Raw genomic sequence first — 19,256 nt, forward strand, 5'->3', positions numbered from 1 at the left:
TCAAACGTGTTGAGAGAGCTGGGGACAGTCATGTCCGAGGTCACGTCCGAGGAACCGAGGCCGCGCCGCCGCCAGGCCCGCGGCGAGCGCCGTATCGCGCAGCTGCTGCAGGCCGCCGCGAAGGTCTTCTGCACCAACGGGTACACGGCGACCAGCACCAACGCGATCGCGCGCGAGGCGAGCGTCTCCCCCGGGACGCTCTACCAGTACTTCCCCAACAAGGAGGCCATCGCCGTCGAGCTCGGCGACCGGCTCCTCGCCGAGATGCGGGAGGCCCACGGGCAGGCCTTCACCCCGGAGAACCTGGCGCTGCCACTGCCGCGGCTGATCGACGCCGTCCTCGACCCGATGGTCGAGTTCAACTGCCGCAACCCCGTCTTCCTCGCCCTCATGCACGGCTCGGAGATCCCCGGCAGGATCGCCGAGGAGCACGACGCCCTGCACGCCTCGCTGCTCGCCCGGGTCGGCGATCTGCTCGCGCACTACCTGCCCGAGAGCGAAGCCGCCGAGCGGGCCCGGATCGCCGACATGACCTTCGCCGTCGTCAAGGCCGGCCTCGCCCTCGTGCTGGCCGCACCCGAGGGTCCCGAACGCGAGGCGACGATCGCCGAGATGAAGAAGGTCGTGCTGCGCTACCTCGACCCGGTCATCGGCGCGCGGCTCACCACGACCCCGAGCCCGTAGGCCCCGGCCACACGGCCTGCCGACGGCAGGGTCGGGGATGCCCCGGCACACGACCGGGCGCCCCCTCGGCTCGCCCGGCAACGGCGGGGCGGGGATGGAATTCATACCCCCTAGGGGTATAGACTGTGCTCTAGTACGGCGTACGGCCCTGCGTCACCAGCAGGACCCCGCACCGCAGCACACCGCCTCGAAGAGGAGAACGTTCATGACCGCCGAGACGAAGACCGGACTCACCACCGTCTACCAGGTCAAGGGCATGACCTGTGGGCACTGCGAGGGCGCGGTCTCCAGTGAGATCTCCGAGATCGCCGGGGTCTCCTCGGTCAAGGCCGTGGCCTCCACCGGCCAGGTCACCGTGGTCTCCGCCGCCCCCCTCGACGAGGAGGCCGTCCGCGCCGCCGTCGACGAGGCCGGCTACGAGCTCGTGGGTCTCGTCTGACCAAGGCGCCGCTCCCGGCCGTGCAGGGTCGTACCGTTGAGGTGCGGCCCTGCTCCCCTTTGGAAACGGCATATGACCTCGATCCCCACCCTCACGGTCACCGAGCTGACGATCGGCGGAATGACCTGCGCCTCCTGCGCGGCCCGCGTCGAGAAGAAGCTCAACCGGATGGACGGCGTGACCGCGACCGTCAACTACGCCACCGAGAAGGCCCGGGTCGAACATCCGGCGGGGGTCGGGGTCGACGAGCTCATCGCCACCGTCGTGAAGACCGGCTACACCGCCGAGGCACCCCCGCCGCCCGAGCCCGAGCCGGAGCCGGACGGCGAGCCCGGAGCCGTACGGGACGAGGACCCCGAGCTCGCCGCGCTGCGCCGGCGGCTCACCGTCTCCGCCGTCCTCTCTCTGCCCGTCGTGCTGCTCGCCATGGTCCCGGCCCTCCAGTTCGACAACTGGCAGTGGCTCTCGCTCACCCTCGCCGCCCCCGTCGTCGTCTGGGGCGGGCTGCCCTTCCACCGCGCCGCCTGGACCAATCTGAAGCACGGCGCCGCCACCATGGACACCCTCGTCTCGGTCGGCACGCTCGCCGCCTTCGGCTGGTCGCTGTGGGCGCTCTTCCTCGGCGACGCCGGCATCCCCGGCATGCGGCACGACTTCGACCTCACCGTCACCCGCGACCACGCCTCCTCCACCATCTACCTGGAGGTCGCCGCCGGAGTCGTCACCTTCCTCCTCCTCGGCCGCTACCTGGAGGCCCGCGCCAAGCGCAAGGCCGGTGCCGCCCTCCGTGCCCTGATGCACCTCGGCGCCAAGGACGTGGCCGTGCTGCGCGAAGGTGCCGAGGTACGGATCCCGGTCACCGCGCTGCGGGTCGGCGACCTCTTCGTCGTACGGCCAGGGGAGAAGATCGCCACCGACGGCACCGTCGCCGAAGGCGCCTCGGCCGTCGACACGTCCCTGCTCACCGGCGAGTCCGTACCCGTCGAGGTGACCCCCGGCGACCCCGTCACCGGCGGCTGCGTCAACGCCTCCGGCCGACTGGTCGTCGAAGCCGGCCGGGTCGGCGCGGACACCCAACTGGCCCGGATGGCCAGGCTCGTCGAGGAGGCCCAGAACGGCAAGGCCGAGGTGCAGCGGCTCGCCGACCGGATCTCCGCCGTCTTCGTGCCCGTGGTGCTGCTCATCGCCCTCGGCACCCTGGTGACCTGGCTGCTCGTGACCAGCGACACCACCGCCGCGTTCACCGCCGCCGTAGCCGTCCTGATCATCGCCTGTCCCTGCGCCCTGGGCCTCGCCACCCCGACCGCCCTCATGGTCGGCACCGGCCGCGGCGCCCAGCTCGGCATCCTCATCAAGGGGCCCGAGGTCCTGGAGTCCACCCGGCGCGTCGACACCGTCGTCCTCGACAAGACCGGCACGGTCACCACGGGCCACATGGAGCTCGTCGGCGTGCACGTGTACGGCGGCGCCTACGGCACCGGCGGCACGGACGAGGCCGAACTGCTGCGCCTCGCGGGCGCCTTGGAGCACGCCTCCGAGCACCCGGTCGCCCGCGCCGTGGCGGCCGGCGCCGCCGCGAGGACCGGCGAGCTGCCCGTACCGAAGTCCTTCGAGAACGTGCCGGGGCTCGGGGTGCGCGGCTCGGTCGACGGCCACCTCGTGCTCGTCGGGCGCGTCGCGCTGCTCGCGGCCGAGGGGATCGAGGTTCCGGGCGCCCCGGCGCCGGGGGTCGTGCACGTCGCCTGGGACGGGCGGGCCCGCGGGACCCTGACGGTCGCCGACGCGGTCAAGGAGACCAGCGCGGAGGCGGTGGCCCGGCTGCGCGGTCTGGGGCTCCGGCCGGTGCTGCTCACCGGGGACAGCAGGTCCGTCGCGGAGAAGGTGGCGGCGGAGGTCGGCATCGACGAGGTGATCGCCGAGGTGCTGCCGCAGGACAAGGCGGACGTGGTGAAGCGCCTCCAGGCGGAGGGGCACACGGTGGCGATGGTCGGCGACGGGGTGAACGACGCCGCCGCCCTGGCGACCGCCGATCTGGGACTCGCGATGGGCACCGGCACGGACGCGGCGATCGAGGCGGGCGACCTGACTCTCGTACGAGGAGACCTGCGGGTCGCGGCGGACGCCATCCGGCTCTCCCGGCGCACCCTCGCGACGATCAAGGGGAACCTGGGGTGGGCCTTCGGCTACAACGTGGCCGCCCTCCCGCTGGCGGCTGCCGGGCTGCTCAACCCGATGATCGCCGGATTCGCGATGGCCTTTTCGTCCGTTTTCGTGGTGACCAACAGCCTGCGGCTGCGGCGCTTCCGCTGAGCCCCGCGCCGGATGATCACTCGAATTCACCTACACGTGATGCACAGGACCTTCACAAAGAGACCTAGATCACAGATATTTGGGGGTAACCATCTGGGCTGTTCGCGAGTCTAAGTGGGCGATGCCGAGAACGTCTTGGGGGACGTTCATGGGATGTCTTGGGGGACGTCCCAGGCAAGCGCGGCCGGGGCACGTGCTCGGGGAGCTTTGAGCGGCCCTCCCGTACGTACCCCGGCAGACCGCGCGAGCAGACGCCCGGCCCGGATCCCGTGGGGGGAATCCGCACCGGGGATATGGGAAGCGCCCCGTTCGCCGACCCGTGGGGGGATCGGCGGCGGGGCGCTTTCGCTTGGCGGGGCCGCGACGGCGGGCCCGGGTCGGCAGACCTCGGGCCGGCAGGCCGGCGGGCGCCGGTGGGGCCTCGGGTCAGCGGGCCTCGAGCGGGACGAAGTCGCGCTCGACGACGCCCGTGTAGATCTGGCGCGGGCGGCCGATGCGGGAGCCCGGCTCCTTGATCATCTCGTGCCACTGGGCGATCCAGCCCGGGAGCCGGCCCAGGGCGAACAGCACGGTGAACATCTCGGTCGGGAAGCCCATCGCGCGGTAGATCAGACCCGTGTAGAAGTCCACGTTCGGGTACAGGTTGCGCGAGACGAAGTAGTCGTCGGAGAGCGCGTGCTCCTCGAGCTTCAGCGCGATGTCGAGCAGCTCGTCGGACTTGCCGAGGGCCGAGAGGACATCGTGCGCCGCAGCCTTGATGATCTTGGCGCGCGGGTCGAAGGACTTGTACACCCGGTGGCCGAAGCCCATCAGGCGGACGCCGTCCTCCTTGTTCTTCACCTTGTTGATGAAGGAGTCGACGTCGCCGCCGTTGGTCTTGATGCCCTCGAGCATCTCCAGGACCGACTGGTTGGCGCCACCGTGCAGCGGACCCCACAGGGCCGAGATGCCGGCGGAGATCGAGGCGAACATGTTCGCCTGCGAGGAGCCGACCAGACGCACGGTGGAGGTCGAACAGTTCTGCTCGTGGTCCGCGTGCAGGATCAGCAGCTTGTCGAGCGCGGAGACCACGACCGGGTCGAGCTCGTACTCCTGGGCGGGGACCGAGAAGGTCATGCGCAGGAAGTTCTCGACGTACCCGAGGTCGTTGCGCGGGTAGACGAAGGGGTGGCCGATCGACTTCTTGTACGCGTACGCCGCGATCGTCGGCAGCTTCGCGAGCAGCCGGATCGTGGAGATGTGCCGCTGCTCCTCGTCGAACGGGTTGTGGCTGTCCTGGTAGAAGGTGGACAGCGCCGAGACCACGGAGGACAGCATGGCCATCGGGTGGGCGTCCCGCGGGAAGCCCTGGAAGAACCGCTTGACGTCCTCGTGCAGCAGCGTGTGCTGGGTGATCTCGTTCTGGAAGGCCGAGAGCTCGTCGGCCTTGGGAAGCTCACCGTTGATCAGTAGCGAGGCCACCTCGAGGAAGGTGGACTGCTCGGCCAGCTGCTCGATGGGGTAGCCGCGGTACCGCAGAATGCCCTGCTCACCATCGAGGTAGGTGATGGCGGATTTATAGGCGGCGGTGTTGCCGTATCCGCTGTCCAGGGTGACCAGACCGGTCTGGGCTCGAAGCTTCCCGATGTCGAAGCCCTTGTCGCCGACGGTGCTCTCGACCACCGGGTAGGTGTATTCACCGTCCGCGTACCGCAGTACTACAGAGTTGTCGCTCACGTCATCCCTCACCGACGTAGTGCCTCTTCTTCGAGGTGCCCTGACTGTCTCTACCATCCCCCATTTGGCTCAGGAGAGTGCACTCGGGGTCGACCATTGGGCCAATTGGCGGCACTCAGTGCCGTCAACCTGCTCATCCTGCCCCCTTCGCCCCGGTTCCGGTAGTCCGCTGTGATCTTTCGCCGGATTTCCGCCTATTCGTCCCCGGAACGGAGGGCGCATCGCCCCCTGCGAGCCGATGCGCGAGTGCGGTAAAGCGCCGTCCGGCCGAAACCGTGCGCACCGCCTGGGCGATGGCCTTGCGTGACCCGACCAGCACCACCAGCTTCCGGGCGCGGGTCACGGCCGTGTAGAGCAGGTTCCGCTGGAGCATCATCCAGGCACTCATGGTGACGGGGATCACCACGGCCGGGTACTCGCTGCCCTGGGAGCGGTGGATGGTCACAGCGTAGGCATGGGCCAGCTCGTCCAGCTCGTCGAAGTCGTACGGCACCTCCTCGTCCTCGTCCGTCCGCACGACGAGGCGCTGCTCGTCGCCGTCGAGGGAGACCACGACGCCGACGGTGCCGTTGAAGACCCCGTTAGCTCCTTTGTCATAGTTGTTCCTGATCTGGGTGACCTTGTCGCCCACGCGGAAGACCCGCCCGCCGAAGCGCTTCTCGGGGAGGTCCGGGCGGGCCGGGGTGATGGCCTGCTGGAGCAGCCCGTTGAGCGCGCCGGCCCCGGCAGGGCCGCGGTGCATGGGGGCGAGGACCTGGACGTCGCGGCGCGGGTCGAGACCGAACCTGGCGGGGATCCGGCGGGCCGCGACCTCCACGGCGACGCGGGCGGCGTCCTCGGTCTCCTCCTCCGCGAAGAGGAAGAAGTCCGGCAGGCCGGTCGTGACCGGCGGGACGCCCGCGTTGATCTTGTGGGCGTTGGTGACCACTCCGGACTGCTGGGCCTGCCGGAAGATCCTGGTCAGCCGGACGGCCGGCACCGGGCTGCCCGGGGATAGCAGGTCGCCGAGGACCTCGCCCGCGCCGACCGACGGCAGCTGGTCCACATCGCCGACCAGGAGGAGGTGGGCACCCGGTGCCACCGCCTTGACCAGCTTGTTCGCGAGCAGCAGGTCGAGCATGGAGGCCTCGTCTACCACGACCAGGTCGGCGTCGAGCGGCCGGTCCCGGTCGTAGGCCGCGTCGCCGCCGGGCTTCAGCTCGAGGAGCCGGTGCACGGTGGACGCCTCGGCCCCGGTCAGCTCGGCGAGCCGCTTGGCGGCCCGGCCGGTGGGCGCGGCGAGCACCACCTTGGCCCGCTTGGCGCGGGCCAGCTCCACGATCGAGCGGACCGTGAAGGACTTGCCGCACCCCGGGCCACCGGTGAGCACGGCGACCTTACGGGTCAGGGCGAGGCGCACCGCCTCCTCCTGCTCCGGCGCGAGCGAGGCCCCCGTACGCTCCGCGAGCCAGGCCAGCGCCCTGTCCCAGGCCACGTCCTGGAAGGCCGGCATCCGGTCCTCCTCCGTACCGAGCAGCCGCCGGATCTGCCCGGCGAGGGACAGCTCGGCCCGATGGAACGGGATCAGGTACACGGCGGTGACCGGCAGCCCTTCGGGCCCCGGCACCGTCTCGCGTACGACCCCTTCCGGGTCCGCGGCGAGGTCGGCCAGGCACTCGATGACCAGGCCGGTGTCGACCTGGAGCAGCTTCACCGCGTCGGTGATGAGCCGCTCCTCGGGCAGGAAGCAGTGCCCCTGGTCGCTGGACTGCGAGAGGGCGTACTGCAGCCCCGCTCTGACGCGGTCGGGGCTGTCGTGGGGGATGCCGACGGCCTGGGCGATCTTGTCGGCGGTGAGGAAGCCGATGCCCCAGACGTCGGCGGCCAGGCGGTAGGGCTCGTTCCGCACGACGGAGATCGAGGAGTCGCCGTACTTCTTGTAGATCCGCACGGCGATGGAGGTCGACACCCCGACGCCCTGCAGGAAGACCATCACCTCCTTGATGGCCTTCTGCTCCTCCCAGGCGGCGGTGATGCTCTTGGTGCGCTTGGGGCCCAGGCCCGGGACCTCGATCAGGCGCCCGGGGGCCTCCTCCAGGATGTCGAGAGTGTCGAGACCGAAGTGCTGCGTGATGCGATCGGCGAAGACGGGGCCGATGCCCTTGATGAGCCCGGAGCCGAGATACCGCCGGATGCCCTGGATCGTGGCCGGCAGCACCGTCGTGTAGTTCTCCACGGTGAACTGCCGCCCGTACTGCGCGTGCGAGCCCCAGCGTCCCTCCATCCGCAGCGACTCCCCCGGCTGGGCACCGAGCAGCGACCCGACGACCGTGAGGAGATCACCGGAACCGCGGCCGGTGTCGACCCGGGCGACCGTGTATCCGTTCTCCTCGTTGGCGTAGGTGATCCGCTCCAGGACCCCTTCGACCACTGCGAGACTGCGAACTTCGCTGGACATGATCAGACGGTAGCGAACCCCTCGGACAGTCCGCGGGCCCTGTGGACAACCGGCTCAGCCGCCCGGGTTCCACTCCTCCGGCATGCTGCCTTCGTGCTCCACCGGCCGGTCGGTCCCCAGCCGCGCCCAGACCAGGAACGCGACCGCCCCGAGCCCGGTCAACCCGACGGGTATCAGCACCGCGATCAACCACTCCGGCATGCCCGTCACCCCCCGAGGGACAGGACGGCCGCCCCTGCCCCGGCGGTTCCGGCGTTCCGGGCCGCGCTCGGCATGCCGACCGAACGGCCGGATCGTAGCGTTTCCGATATGAGTGATTCCTCGTTCGAAGACGACGTCCTGCGGGAGCTCGGCGACGACAGGCTCCAGGAGATCGCCGGAGTGCTCGGCACCGACCCGGCCGGGGCCCAGGAACTCGTCGGCAGCTCGGTCTCGGAGCTCTCCGGCGAACTGCGCACGGCCGCCGCGGAGCCCGTCAGCGCCGACGAGGTCCGCGCCGCCGTCGTCGAGGTCTCCACGGCCGAACCCCCGCTCCAGGGCGTCGCCGCCTTCGGCGGCCTGGTGAGCGGCGGCCTGATGGCCGGCGTCCTCGCCAAACTGGCCAAGCCCGCCGCCGACGCGGTGGCCCGCAAGACCGGCCTCCCGGCCACCACCGTCAACCGCGCCCTCGAACTTCTCGTCCCCGTCGTCCTCGCCGTCATCACCAAGCGCGCGGCCGGCGGCAGGACCGGCGGCCTCGGCGACATCCTGGGCGGCGGCCAGAAGAAGTAGAGGGCGGCGCTATCCGGGCCGTCCAAGGCCCTTCCAGGGCCGCGGCTCCTCACACCGCCAGGAACGCCTCCAAGGTCTCCTCCAGGACCTGGACCCCGTCCCTGGCCCAGAGCTCGTCGCTGAAGAGTTCGACCTCCACCGGGCCCGCGTAGCCGGCCTTCTCGACGAGGGCGGCCCAGGCGGCGAGGTCGATCGCGCCCGTGCCCAACTGGGCGCGGCCGTCGAGGACTCCGGCAGGGAGGGGGGTGGTCCAGTCGGCGAGCTGGAAGGAGTGGATGCGGCCGGCCGCTCCCGCGCGGGCGACGGCCGCCGGGGCGCGGTCGTCCCACCACAGGTGGTAGGTGTCGACGGTGACGCCGACCTGCGAGGGCGGGAAGGGTTCGGCGATCTCCAGGGCCTGGTCCAGGGTCGAGACGGCACAGCGGTCGGAGGCGTACATCGGGTGGAGGGGCTCGATGGCGAGCCGGATGCCGCGCTCCCCCGCGTACGGGGCCAGTTCGGCGATGGCGTCGGCGATCCGGGCCCGGGCGGCGGGCAGGTCACGGCTGCCTGCGGGGAGGCCGCCGGAGACCAGGACGAGGGTGTCGGTGCCCAGGGTGACGGCCTCGTCGATCGCCGCGCGGTTGTCCTGCTCCCAGCCGTCCGCCGTGAAGAAGCCGCCCCGGCACAGCGTCGTGACCGTGAGGCCCGCGTCCCGTACCAGCGCGGCCGCGCCCTCGGTCCCGTACTCCCGGACGGGTTCGCGCCACAGGCCGATGCCGGGGATGCCGAGGCGGACGCAGTGGGCGACCAGTTCGGGCAGCGGGAGCTGCTTGACCGTCATCTGGTTGATGCTGAAGCGGTCGGGGTTCACCGGGCGACTCCGTACACCGTGAGCAGGGACCGCATCCGGGCCTCGGCGAGCGCCGGGTCGGGGAACAGGCCGAGGCCGTCGGCGAGTTCGTAGGCGTGGGCGAGATGCGGCAGGGAACGGGCGGACTGCAGGCCGCCGACCATCGTGAAGTGGTCCTGGTGGCCGGCGAGCCAGGCGAGGAGGACGACGCCCGTCTTGTAGAAGCGGGTCGGGGGCTGGAAGAGGTGGCGGGAGAGGGCGACGGTGGGGTCGAGGAGCTTCCGGAAGGCGGCCGTGTCACCCGTGTCGAGGATCCGGACCGCCTCCGCGGCCAGCGGGCCGAGCGGGTCGAAGATGCCGAGGAGTGCGTGACTGAAGCCCTGTTCGTCGCCCGCGATCAGCTCGGGGTAGTGGAAGTCGTCGCCGGTGTAGCAGCGCACGCCCTTCGGGAGCCGGCGGCGCAGCTCGACCTCGCGGCGCGCGTCGAGCAGCGAGACCTTGATGCCGTCGACCTTGTCGGGGTGGGCGGCGATGACCTCCAGGAAGGTGTCCGTCGCCGTGTCCAGGTCCGTGGAGCCCCAGTAGCCTTCGAGCGCCGGGTCGAACATCGGGCCGAGCCAGTGCAGGATGACCGGTTGCGCGGACTGGCGCAGGAGGTGGCCGTAGACCTCCAGGTAGTCCTCGGGGCCCTTCGCGGTGGCCGCGAGCGCCCTGGAGGCCATGATGACGGCCTGGGCGCCGGACTCCTCGACGACGGCGAGCTGTTCCTCGTACGCCACGCGGATCCCCGCCAGGGAGCCGGCGGCGATCCGGTCCGTGCCGGCGCCACCGGCGATCCGGTCGGTGCCGGCGCCACCGGCGATCCGGTCCGTGCCGGCGCCCGTGAGCTGGTCGGTGCCGACGCCGCAGACGATGCGGCCGCCTTCCGCCTTCGCCTCGGCTGCTGAGCGGCGGATCAGCTCGGCGGCGCCGGCCCAGTCCAGGCCCATGCCGCGCTGGGCGGTGTCCATGGCCTCGGCGACGCCGAGCCCGTGCGACCACAGGTGGCGGCGGAAGGCGAGGGTGGCGTCCCAGTCGACGGCGGCGGGCGCGTCGGGGCCGGTGTCGGCGAGCGGGTCGGCGACGACGTGCGCGGCGGAGAAGACGGTACGGGAGACCGGCGGAACCCCGGCGCCGAAGGCGGCGGGCTCGGTGCGCGGCTCGTACTCCCGTATCCCGCCGCCTGCTCGGGGCAGCCGGATCACAGGGTCACCTCCGGGACCTCCAGGCGGCGGCCCTCGGCGGCCGAGCGCAGGCCCAGTTCGGCGAGCTGCACGCCGCGCGCGCCCGCCAGCAGGTCCCAGTGGTACGGCTCGTCGAGGACGACGTGGCGCAGGAAGAGCTCCCACTGGGCCTTGAAGCCGTTGTCGAAGGCGTCGTTGTCCGGGACCTCCTGCCACTGGTCTCGGAAGGCTTCGGTCGCCGGGATGTCCGGGTTCCAGACCGGCTTGGGGGTGGCCGAGCGGTGCTGGACGCGGCAGTTCCGCAGGCCCGCGACGGCGGAGCCGTGGGTGCCGTCGACCTGGAACTCGACGAGCTCGTCGCGGTTGACCCGTACCGCCCAGGAGGAGTTGATCTGGGCGATCGCCCCGCCCTCCAGCTGGAAGACGCCGTACGCGGCGTCGTCGGCGGTGGCGGCGTACGGCTTGCCCTGCTCGTCCCAGCGCTGCGGGATGTGCGTGGCGACGTGCGCGCAGACGCTGGTGACCCGGCCGAACAGCTCGTGGAGCACGTACTCCCAGTGCGGGAACATGTCGACGACGATGCCGCCCCCGTCCTCGGCGCGGTAGTTCCAGCTGGGGCGCTGGGCGTCCTGCCAGTCGCCCTCGAAGACCCAGTAGCCGAACTCGCCGCGCACGGACAGGATCTCGCCGAAGAAGCCGCCTTCGATCAGCCGCTTCAGCTTCAGCAGGCCGGGCAGGAAGAGCTTGTCCTGGACGACGCCGTGGCGGATGCCGGCCGCCCGGGCGAGGCGGGCGAGCTCCAGGGCGCCGGCGAGGCCGGAGGCGGTGGGCTTCTCGGTGTAGACGTGCTTGCCCGCCGCGATCGCCCTCGTGAGCGCCTCGACGCGGGCGGAGGTGACCTGGGCGTCGAAGTAGATATCGACGGTGTCGTCGGCGAGGACGGCGTCGAGGTCGGTGGACCACTCGGTCAGCCCGTGCCGCTCGGCGAGGGCGCGCAGGGCGGGCTCGCGCCGGCCGACGAGGACCGGCTCGGGCCACAGGGTCTCGCCGTTGCCGAGGTCGAGTCCGCCCTGGTCGCGCAGGGCGAGGATCGAGCGGACGAGGTGCTGGCGGTAGCCCATGCGTCCCGTGACGCCGTTCATGGCGATACGGACCGTTCTGCGTGTCACGAAGGTTCCTCTCCCCGGCTGTTCCGCGCTTCGGCGTCGGTACGGAGACCGAGACAGAAAGCGCTTTCTATCCGTGAGGACGCTAGCCTGCCGACATCACCGCCGACAAGGCCCTGGAGGTACGTACGCGATGACCGTCACCCTGGCGGACGTGGCCGCACGCGCGCGGGTCTCCCCGGCGACCGTCTCGCGCGTCCTGAACGGCAACTACCCGGTCGCCGCCTCCACCCGGGAACGGGTGCTGCGGGCGGTCGCGGAGCTGGACTACGTCCCGAACGGCCCCGCGAGCTCGCTCGCCGCCGCCACGTCCGATCTGGTCGGCATCCTCGTCAACGACATCGCCGACCCCTTCTTCGGGATCATCGCGGGCGCGGCGCAGGGCGCGATCGGCGAGAGCGGGGCCGGACGGGGCGGGCCGGGGCAGACCGGGACCGGGCGGGGCGGGACCGGGCCCGGCGGGGGCGCGCAGGCCGTGGGTGCGCATGCCGCGGGTGCGCAGACCGGGGGCGCGCAGGCCGGGGGCGCGCAGGCCGGGGGCGGCGAGAAGCTGGCCGTCGTCTGCAACACCGGCGGCTCGCCGGAGCGCGAGCTCACCTATCTGACCCTGCTCCAGCGGCAGCGCGCCGCCGCCGTCATCCTCACCGGCGGCTCCCTGGAGGACCCCGGGCACCTGGCGGCCACCGCCGCGAAGCTGGCCAGGCTCACGGAGGCGGGCACCCGGGTGGTGCTGTGCGGACGGCCGCCGCTCTCGGGGGACGTGAGCGCGGCGACCCTCGCCTTCGACAACCGGACGGGGGCGCGCCGGCTCACCGAGCACCTGCTGTCCCTCGGGCACCGGCGGATCGGTTACGTGGCCGGGCCCGCGGACCGTACGACGACCCGGCACCGCCTGGAGGGCCACCAGGCGGCCCTCGCGGCGGCGGGTGTGGCCGAGGGGCCCACGGTGCACGGCCGCTACGACCGGCCCTCCGGCTACGACGCGACCTCCGAACTGCTTCGCCTCGACCCGGACCTGACGGCCGTCGTGGCCGCCAACGACACGGTCGCGCTCGGCGTGTGCGCCGCCCTGCGCGAGCGGGGCCTGAGCATCCCCGGCGACGTATCGGTGGCCGGCTTCGACGACCTGCCGTTCTCGGTGGACGCGATGCCCGCCCTGACCACCGTACGGCTGCCGCTGTACGAGGCGGGGGCGCGGGCCGGCCGGCTGGCCCTCGGTGCGGAGGCGGCGCCCCCGGGCGGCCTGACGACGATCCCGGCGGAGCTGGTGGTGCGGGGGTCGACGGCGGCGCCACGGGCATGACGTACGGCTGACGCGGCCTCAGCATCGGGCGGGGGCGGGACACCGGCAATACACCGGTGCCGGGGCACCGGCAATGCACCGGCGAGGCACCCCGCGGGGCAACCGCCCTGCACCCAAGAGGAGTACGCGCATGGCATCGGAGTGATCAGCCGGATGCCCCGCGCAGGTCGCACACCGGCCGCCGTGCGCAAAGGCTTCGCTCAAAGACGCACCCCCTTTCGAGAGGTGATCATGAGAGCAAGTCTCCTGTCGCCCGGTCGGACCGCGCGAAGAAGCGCCGCGGCCATCGGCCTGGCGGCACTGCTATGGGGCGGCCTGGCTCCGGTCACGGCGCAGGCCGCGGCCGGGCCGGCGCCGGACGGGCGCACCGCCGGCGCCCGGCCGGCCGACGCGCGGGCCACCGAGCCCGGGACCGGCCTCGCCTGGGGCACCAACGGCAACGGCGAACTCGGCACCGGCACCACGGTCGTGCGCAGCACCACCCCGGCCGGGATCTGTGGCGGCGCCCCGTGCCCCACGCCCTTCGACGACGTGATCGCCGTCGACGGTGGCAGCGGGCACGGCATCGCGCTGCGCGCGGACGGTTCCGTCTGGACCTGGGGAGCCAACTTCAACGGACAGCTGGGCAACGGTTCCTTCACCTTCAGCACGACCCCGGTCCAGGTCTGCGCCGTCGGCGAGACGGCACCCTGCGACGACTTCCTCACCGATGTGACGGCCATCGCCGCGGGCGCTTCCTTCAACCTGGCCCTGCGGGCGAACGGCACCGTGATCGCGTGGGGCGGCAACTTCAGCGGTCAGCTCGGCGACGGCACCACCACCAGCACCAACGTGCCCGTCGCCTCCAGCGGCCTCGGCAACGTGGTCGCACTCGCCGCCGGCGACGCCCACAGTCTGGCGCTGTTCGCCAACGGCCAGGTCGCGAGCTGGGGAGCCAACCTCTCCGGCCAGCTCGGCAACGGGGGCAACATCGACAGCAGCTTCCCCGGCCTCACGGCCGTCAGCAACATCCGGGCCCTCGCCGGGGGCGGGTCGCACAGCATGGCGCTGCGTGCAGACGGCACCGTCTTGACCTGGGGATCCAACACCGCCGGCCAGCTGGGCAACGGGGGCAACACCAACAGCAACATCCCGATCCAGGTGGGCGGGCTCAGCGGGGTGACCTCGATCGCCGCCGGTGCGAACCACAGCCTGGCGGTACCGGCCGACGGCACCGCTCGCGCCTGGGGCAGCAACTCCAACGGCCAGCTCGGCAACGGCACTCTCACCAACAGCAGCGTCCCCGTGCAGGTCTGCGCGCCCGGAACCACCAACCCCTGCGCCAGCTTCCTGACCGGGGTCACGAACGTCTCCGGCGGCTTCTCGCACAGCGTGGCCCTGCGCTCGGACGGCTCCGTCCGCGCCTGGGGGAGCAACTTCAGCGGGCAGCTCGGCGACGGCACGATCACCGAGAGCACCGTCCCCGTCAGGGTCTGCGCCCCCGGCGACACCGCGCCCTGCACCCGGAACCTGGACGGTGTGGGGGCGCTCGGTACGGGCTTCTCCGCCACCTACGTCACCACGAAGCCGAGCGCCGACCTGGCGGTCTCGCTCAAGGCCTCCCCGAACCCCGTGGCGGCCAACGCGAACCTGACCTACACGATCGCGGTCACGAACCACGGCCCGTCCGCCGCCGAGAACGTGATCTTCGACGACACGCTGCCCGCCGAGGGCGAGTTCGTCACCGTCCAGCCGAGCCAGGGCACCTGCAAGGTCCCGCTGACCGGCACCACCGACACGGTGACGTGCAACCTGGGCACCCTCTCCGCGAACACGTCGAGGACCGCCACGATCGTCGTCACGGTCAAGGCCAACCCCGGCAGCACGGTCACGAACACGGCGCAGGTGAGCAGCACGACCCCCGACCCGAGGCCGGTCAACAACTCGGCGACCGTCCGTTCCCGGGTGAACTGAGCCTGCCGTACGGAGGACCGGCGCCCGCAGTCGGACGCCGGTCCTTGCGCACGCCGGTCCCTACGCGGTGAGCCCGGTGGCGGCGAGCACCGCCGCCACCGTCTCCTCGACCGTCTGCTCCGCGTTGTCGATCCACACGCCCTCGCCGGACAGCTCGGCCCGCATGGCCTCGTCGAGCGGGCCCCAGTCGGTCGTCAGGCGCTTGTCGCGCGCGTTGTTGCGCTCCCAGGCCTTCTCGGGGCCGGGGGCCAGGACGACCACACGGAGCGGTCCTGTCCTCACCTGGGCGCGGTAGAAGTCGAGGTGGGAGCGGCGTACGACCACGTCGTCGAGGACCGGCAGGAAGCCGGCCGCGACGAAGCTGTCCGCGAGCAGGCAGGCATGGCGGGCGCGCAGCAGGATCTGGCGGTCGGCCTCCGGGTCGCCGTCCATGGTGGGCCAGTGGCAGCCCTTGACGATGAGCTCCTGGAGCCGGTCGACCTCGATGTGCGCGGAGCGCGCGAACCGGGCCGCGAGGGCCGCCGCGACGGTGCTCTTTCCGCTGCCGGGGATTCCGGCCAACAGGACGGTTCCGGGGGCGGGTTCGGGGCTGTCGACGGTGATGTCCTCGAAGGTCATGCGGGGCGGCCTCTCAGCACCGTACGGTCACACGGGCGTGACACGGTAGCCCGGCTTCCCCCGGCGCGTCGATCAGGTATTCCGCGCGCAGAGGTAGTCGGCCGGCCCGCAGGGCGGCTGGGCCGCGACGCGGTACTCGAGACTCGCACGAGCCTCCCTGCGGCTGCGGGCGCTGTGGCGGACGGGGGCGGCGCGGCGGCCCGCGGGTCACCGAGACGGTGCGGGCCCTCCAGGAGCTGTGGCCCGAGGTCGCGTCGACCGGGTGAAGACCAGCGTTTCTTGCGCGGATCCTTGACCTGGCAGTTACTTTCGGGCTATCCGTGGCACCTTGGAAGTTTCCTTCACCTCTTCCTCCCACCACGCACGGCCGGAAGGAGCATCAGTGCACCACCGCGCCCCGTCCCCCTCGCCCTCCGCCTCCGCCTCCCCCTCCGCCTCCCCTTCGCCCTCCCCTTCCCGACGCACTCTTCTCACCGTGACCGCCGCGGCAGCAGCCGCCGCCGTCACGGGCGGGACGATCCCGGTCGCCCACGCCGACGAGCGACGCCACGGCGAGCGCAGGCTCACCGCCCTCCTCTCCCGGATGTCCCTGGAGGAGAAGGTCGGCCAGCTCTTCGTCATGCGGGTCTACGGCCACTCCGCCACCGCACCCGACCAGGCCGACATCGACGCCAACCTCCAGGAGATCGGCGTCCGCACCGCCGCCGAGCTGATCGAGCGCTACCACGTCGGCGGCATCATCTACTTCTCCTGGGCGCACAACACCCGCGACCCGCACCAGATCGCGGACCTCTCCAACGGCATCCAGCGGGCCGGTCTCGCCCAGCCCACCCCGCTCCCGCTGCTCGTCTCCACGGACCAGGAGCACGGCATCGTCTGCCGGGTCGGCGAGCCCGCCACCCTGCTGCCCGGCGCGATGGCGCTCGGCGCCGGCGGCTCGCCCTCCGACGCCCGCAAGGCGGCGCAGATCGCGGGCGCCGAGCTCGCGGCCGTCGGCATCCGGCAGAACTACGCGCCGGTCGCCGACGTCAACGTCAACCCGGCCAACCCGGTCATCGGCGTCCGCTCCTACGGCGCCGACCCCGAGGCCGTCGCGGGACTGGTCGCCGCCCAGGTCAGGGGCTACCAGCGGGCGGGGGTCGCGGCGACCTCCAAGCACTTCCCCGGTCACGGCGACACGGCAACCGACAGCCACTACGGCCTGCCGACCATCACCCACACCCGCGAGCAGTGGTCGCGGCTCGACGCCCCGCCGTTCCGCTCCGCGATCGCCGCCGGCATCGACTCGATCATGACCGCGCACATCGTCGTCCCGGCGCTCGACCCGAGCGAGGACCCGGCGACCCTGTCCCGGCCGATCCTCACCGGCATCCTGCGCGAACAGCTCGGCTACGACGGCGTGGTCGTCACCGACTCCCTTGGCATGGAGGGCGTACGGACCAAGTACGGCGACGACCGCGTCCCCGTCCTCGCGCTCAAGGCCGGAGTGGACCAGCTGCTCAACCCGCCCGACCTCGACGTGGCCTGGAACGCGGTCCTGCGGGCCGTACAGGCGGGCGAGCTGACCGAGGCCCGGCTCGACGAATCGATCCTGCGGATCCTGCGGCTCAAGGCGAAGCTGGGCCTGCTCGACGACCCGTACGTCACCCACGCCGGCGTGGACCGCACGGTCGGCACGGCCGCGCACCTCGCCCTGGCGGACCGGATCGCCGAGGACACCACGACCCTGCTGGTCAACGAGGGCGGCTTCCTGCCGGTGAGCCGGCGCAGCCACCCCAAGGTCCTGGTCGTCGGCGCCGACCCGGCCTCGCCGTCCGGCACCACCGGCCCGCCGACCACCACCCTCGCCGGGGCGCTCACGGAACTGGGCTTCACGGCCCGGGCCCTGTCGACCGGGATCACCCCGACCGCCGCGCGGATCGAGGAGGCGGTGGCCGCCGCGGCCGGCCAGGACCTGGTCGTCGTCGGCACGTACAACCTCTCGGCGGCCAGCCCACAGCGCACCCTCGTCGCCCGGCTCGTGGCGACCGGCGTGCCCGTGGTGACGATCGCGATCCGCAACCCGTACGACGTCGCCCACGTCACCGGTCAGCGGGCGACGCTCGCCGCGTACTCCTGGACCGACGTCGAACTGCGCGCCGCCGTACGGGTGCTCGCGGGCCGGGCGAATCCGCGCGGCCGGCTGCCCGTCCCCGTGCAGAGCGCGAAGGACCCGGCGAAGGTGCTGTACCCGGTGGGCTACGGCCTGTCGTACCGCCGCTAGGCGCGCCGGTGGGCCGGCACCCCCCGGAGGGGTACCGGCCCACGTCCTACGCGGGGCGAACCGGGACTACGGGCGCAGCCCGTGCTCCCGGGTCGCGTCCTCGTCGACCGCCTTGTCGAGGCGGGCGTCGAAGCGCGCCAGCGGCTCGGCGGCCTGCACGGCGGGGGCGTCGACCCCGGCCCAGGCGAGGATGCGGCCGGTGGCGTTGGCCTTCTCGGCCTCGACCAGACCGGCCACGCTGGCCCCGTGGTTGGCGCCCGGCGCGACGTACACGTAGCTGTCGCGCGCGCCCTTGCCGACGTGGAAGGGCTCGGAGCCCCACGGGTCGTTGCCGCCGTAGACGAAGAGCATCCGGTGGGCGTTCTTGCGCACCCACTGGTCGACGTCCCGCATGACCCACGGCTTGAACTTCATCGGGATCTCGCGCGGCACGAAGTTACGGGCGGGCTGGTAGCCGTAGCGGCTCAGGCCGGCCAGGTGCGGCTGCTTGATGGTGGGCGAGCCGAGCTCGGTCGCCGCCTGGTAGTAGTACGGGGTGTACGTCTCCAGGCCCTGGTCGGTGTAGGCGGACCAGCCGGAGTAGGCGTCGATCGTCTCGTAGACGGTGTCGTCGCTCGCGGTCGCCGCGTCCGGGATCTGGTCGCAGACGTCCTCGCCGTAGTACTGCCAGAAGCCCCACACGAAATCGAGGACGACGGCCTCGAAGGCCTTGTCGAGCGAGCCGACCGTGGTGAAGGTGGCGCTCTCGCCCTCGGCCCACGCCTGGTACTTCTTCTCCAGCGGCTCACGGCGGACCAGCGCCTCGCGCTGCATCGCGTTCAGCCGGTCGCGGCACTCCTTGGTGCCGACGTTCGCGAAGAAGCGGTCGTACGCCGAGTCCTCGTTGTCGACCACGTCGTTGGGCGCCACGTAGGCGACGACGCCGTCCATGTCGCGCGGGTAGAAGCGCTCGTAGTACGTGGCCGTCATGCCGCCCTTGGAGGCGCCGGTGGAGAGCCACTTCTTGCCGTAGATCCCCTTCAGCGCCGTGAAGATGCGGTGCTGGTCGCTCGCGGCCTGCCAGATGTCCAGCTTCGACCAGTCGGCCGGCTGCGGCCGGGACGGCGTGAAGAAGCGGTACTCCATGGAGATCTGGTTGCCGTCGACGATCCGGGTCGGCTCGCTCCGGCTCGGGGTGGTGCTGAGCCCGTAGCCGCTGGTGCGGAAGACCGTCGGGCGGTTCGTGTCCTTGTGGAGGACCGCGATCCGCTGCTTGAACGTGCCCGCCCACGGGCGGTGGTGGTCGACCGGCTGGACGTAGTCCAGGACGAAGAAGCGGTAGCCGGCGTACGGCTTCTCCTCGATCAGGCTCATCCCGGGGATCGCCAGGATGCGGTCCTTGATGTCCGTGCCGGTGGCCGATTCGGCGGCGGTGGCCGCTCCGGCTGTGCTGATGGTGCCTATGAGCACCACGAGCGACAGCAGCCATCTCAGCGCCTTGCGCATGCACCCTCCCCATTGGTTCACAACGTCGCGGTGAACCTAGCGGGGTCAACGTGCGG

Annotated in this window: 15 protein-coding genes; 7 read left to right on the forward strand and 8 right to left on the reverse strand. The window is 71.9% G+C overall.

The features are described 5' to 3' along the window. Nucleotides 1–30 precede the first annotated feature (30 nt). The 3 genes from ACIGEZ_RS04755 (at nt 31) to ACIGEZ_RS04765 (ending at nt 3,433) form a co-directional block, all read left to right on the forward strand. Nucleotides 31–684 (forward strand): TetR/AcrR family transcriptional regulator, encoded by a 654-nt coding sequence (locus ACIGEZ_RS04755; RefSeq protein WP_399825647.1) that lies wholly within the window; start codon nt 31–33, stop codon nt 682–684. Nucleotides 685–889: 205 nt separating this feature from the next. After that, entirely contained in the window at nt 890–1,123 is a 234-nt protein-coding gene (locus ACIGEZ_RS04760; RefSeq protein WP_399825649.1) for a heavy-metal-associated domain-containing protein, read from the forward strand. A gap of 72 nt (nt 1,124–1,195) precedes the next feature. After that, on the forward strand, nt 1,196–3,433 hold the full coding sequence (locus ACIGEZ_RS04765; RefSeq protein WP_399825651.1) for a heavy metal translocating P-type ATPase: 2,238 nt from the start codon (nt 1,196–1,198) through the stop codon (nt 3,431–3,433). Between the two features lie 426 nt (nt 3,434–3,859). Here ACIGEZ_RS04765 and ACIGEZ_RS04770 read toward each other — a convergent pair whose 3' ends face one another. The 3 genes from ACIGEZ_RS04770 to ACIGEZ_RS04780 all read right to left on the reverse strand — a co-directional run bounded on the left by ACIGEZ_RS04770 (nt 3,860) and on the right by ACIGEZ_RS04780 (nt 7,787). Next, the gene (locus ACIGEZ_RS04770; protein WP_399825653.1) at nt 3,860–5,149 is read right to left on the reverse strand and encodes a citrate synthase; all 1,290 of its coding nucleotides are present in this window, start codon (nt 5,147–5,149) and stop codon (nt 3,860–3,862) included. A 133-nt stretch (nt 5,150–5,282) separates the two neighbouring features. Beyond that, nucleotides 5,283–7,586, reverse strand: coding sequence for an ATP-dependent RecD-like DNA helicase (locus ACIGEZ_RS04775; protein ID WP_399825656.1), 2,304 nt, complete (start codon nt 7,584–7,586; stop codon nt 5,283–5,285). A 54-nt stretch (nt 7,587–7,640) separates the two neighbouring features. Continuing rightward, entirely contained in the window at nt 7,641–7,787 is a 147-nt protein-coding gene (locus tag ACIGEZ_RS04780) for a hypothetical protein (protein WP_399825658.1), read from the reverse strand. Nucleotides 7,788–7,895: 108 nt separating this feature from the next. Here ACIGEZ_RS04780 and ACIGEZ_RS04785 point away from each other — a divergent pair, with 108 nt between their 5' ends. Next, the gene (locus ACIGEZ_RS04785) at nt 7,896–8,357 is read left to right on the forward strand and encodes a DUF937 domain-containing protein (protein ID WP_399825661.1); all 462 of its coding nucleotides are present in this window, start codon (nt 7,896–7,898) and stop codon (nt 8,355–8,357) included. Between the two features lie 49 nt (nt 8,358–8,406). On the opposite strand, the gene ACIGEZ_RS04790 is transcribed toward ACIGEZ_RS04785, so the two are convergent. The 3 genes from ACIGEZ_RS04790 to ACIGEZ_RS04800 are packed head-to-tail and all read right to left on the reverse strand — an operon-like array spanning nt 8,407 to nt 11,581. Beyond that, the gene (locus tag ACIGEZ_RS04790; RefSeq protein ID WP_399826228.1) at nt 8,407–9,180 is read right to left on the reverse strand and encodes a sugar phosphate isomerase/epimerase family protein; all 774 of its coding nucleotides are present in this window, start codon (nt 9,178–9,180) and stop codon (nt 8,407–8,409) included. Nucleotides 9,181–9,206: 26 nt separating this feature from the next. Further along, nucleotides 9,207–10,433, reverse strand: a complete 1,227-nt coding sequence (locus ACIGEZ_RS04795) for a dihydrodipicolinate synthase family protein (protein WP_399825663.1) — start codon at nt 10,431–10,433, stop codon at nt 9,207–9,209. Further along, complete coding sequence (locus tag ACIGEZ_RS04800; protein WP_399825665.1) at nt 10,430–11,581, reverse strand: Gfo/Idh/MocA family protein; 1,152 nt, start codon at nt 11,579–11,581, stop codon at nt 10,430–10,432. Before ACIGEZ_RS04800 ends, ACIGEZ_RS04795 begins: the two co-directional genes overlap by 4 nt. A 130-nt stretch (nt 11,582–11,711) precedes the next feature. Between ACIGEZ_RS04800 and ACIGEZ_RS04805 the strand changes: the two genes are divergently transcribed. Together ACIGEZ_RS04805 and ACIGEZ_RS04810 are read left to right on the forward strand one after the other, a co-directional pair. Beyond that, entirely contained in the window at nt 11,712–12,881 is a 1,170-nt protein-coding gene (locus ACIGEZ_RS04805; protein WP_399825668.1) for a LacI family DNA-binding transcriptional regulator, read from the forward strand. Nucleotides 12,882–13,112: 231 nt separating this feature from the next. Then, entirely contained in the window at nt 13,113–14,834 is a 1,722-nt protein-coding gene (locus ACIGEZ_RS04810; RefSeq protein WP_399825671.1) for a hypothetical protein, read from the forward strand. A gap of 60 nt (nt 14,835–14,894) precedes the next feature. On the opposite strand, the gene ACIGEZ_RS04815 is transcribed toward ACIGEZ_RS04810, so the two are convergent. Further along, nucleotides 14,895–15,452 carry an AAA family ATPase gene (locus ACIGEZ_RS04815; RefSeq protein WP_399825674.1) on the reverse strand — a complete coding sequence of 186 codons (558 nt, stop codon included), beginning with the start codon at nt 15,450–15,452 and terminating at the stop codon, nt 14,895–14,897. Between the two features lie 475 nt (nt 15,453–15,927). Between ACIGEZ_RS04815 and ACIGEZ_RS04820 the strand changes: the two genes are divergently transcribed. After that, nucleotides 15,928–17,715, forward strand: a complete 1,788-nt coding sequence (locus ACIGEZ_RS04820) for a glycoside hydrolase family 3 protein (RefSeq protein ID WP_399825677.1) — start codon at nt 15,928–15,930, stop codon at nt 17,713–17,715. Between the two features lie 66 nt (nt 17,716–17,781). Here the strand turns inward: ACIGEZ_RS04820 and ACIGEZ_RS04825 are convergent, their stop codons facing one another. Then, on the reverse strand, nt 17,782–19,200 hold the full coding sequence (locus tag ACIGEZ_RS04825) for an aminopeptidase (RefSeq protein WP_399825679.1): 1,419 nt from the start codon (nt 19,198–19,200) through the stop codon (nt 17,782–17,784). Nucleotides 19,201–19,256: the final 56 nt, after the last annotated feature.

It is taken from the genome of Streptomyces sp. NPDC085481, assembly GCF_044541845.1.
Taxonomy (GTDB): Bacteria; Actinomycetota; Actinomycetes; order Streptomycetales; family Streptomycetaceae; genus Streptomyces.

Excerpts from the sequence above, each read along its gene's own strand:
- ACIGEZ_RS04755 (WP_399825647.1), top strand. The coding sequence starts at position 31 with ATGTCCGAGGTCACGTCCGAGGAACCGAGGCCGCGCCGCCGCCAGGCC.
- ACIGEZ_RS04760 (WP_399825649.1), top strand. The coding sequence starts at position 890 with ATGACCGCCGAGACGAAGACCGGACTCACCACCGTCTACCAGGTCAAG.
- ACIGEZ_RS04765 (WP_399825651.1), top strand. The coding sequence starts at position 1,196 with ATGACCTCGATCCCCACCCTCACGGTCACCGAGCTGACGATCGGCGGA.
- ACIGEZ_RS04775 (WP_399825656.1), bottom strand. The coding sequence starts at position 7,586 with ATGTCCAGCGAAGTTCGCAGTCTCGCAGTGGTCGAAGGGGTCCTGGAG.
- ACIGEZ_RS04780 (WP_399825658.1), bottom strand. The coding sequence starts at position 7,787 with ATGCCGGAGTGGTTGATCGCGGTGCTGATACCCGTCGGGTTGACCGGG.
- ACIGEZ_RS04785 (WP_399825661.1), top strand. The coding sequence starts at position 7,896 with ATGAGTGATTCCTCGTTCGAAGACGACGTCCTGCGGGAGCTCGGCGAC.
- ACIGEZ_RS04790 (WP_399826228.1), bottom strand. The coding sequence starts at position 9,180 with ATGACGGTCAAGCAGCTCCCGCTGCCCGAACTGGTCGCCCACTGCGTC.
- ACIGEZ_RS04805 (WP_399825668.1), top strand. The coding sequence starts at position 11,712 with ATGACCGTCACCCTGGCGGACGTGGCCGCACGCGCGCGGGTCTCCCCG.
- ACIGEZ_RS04810 (WP_399825671.1), top strand. The coding sequence starts at position 13,113 with ATGAGAGCAAGTCTCCTGTCGCCCGGTCGGACCGCGCGAAGAAGCGCC.
- ACIGEZ_RS04815 (WP_399825674.1), bottom strand. The coding sequence starts at position 15,452 with ATGACCTTCGAGGACATCACCGTCGACAGCCCCGAACCCGCCCCCGGA.
- ACIGEZ_RS04825 (WP_399825679.1), bottom strand. The coding sequence starts at position 19,200 with ATGCGCAAGGCGCTGAGATGGCTGCTGTCGCTCGTGGTGCTCATAGGC.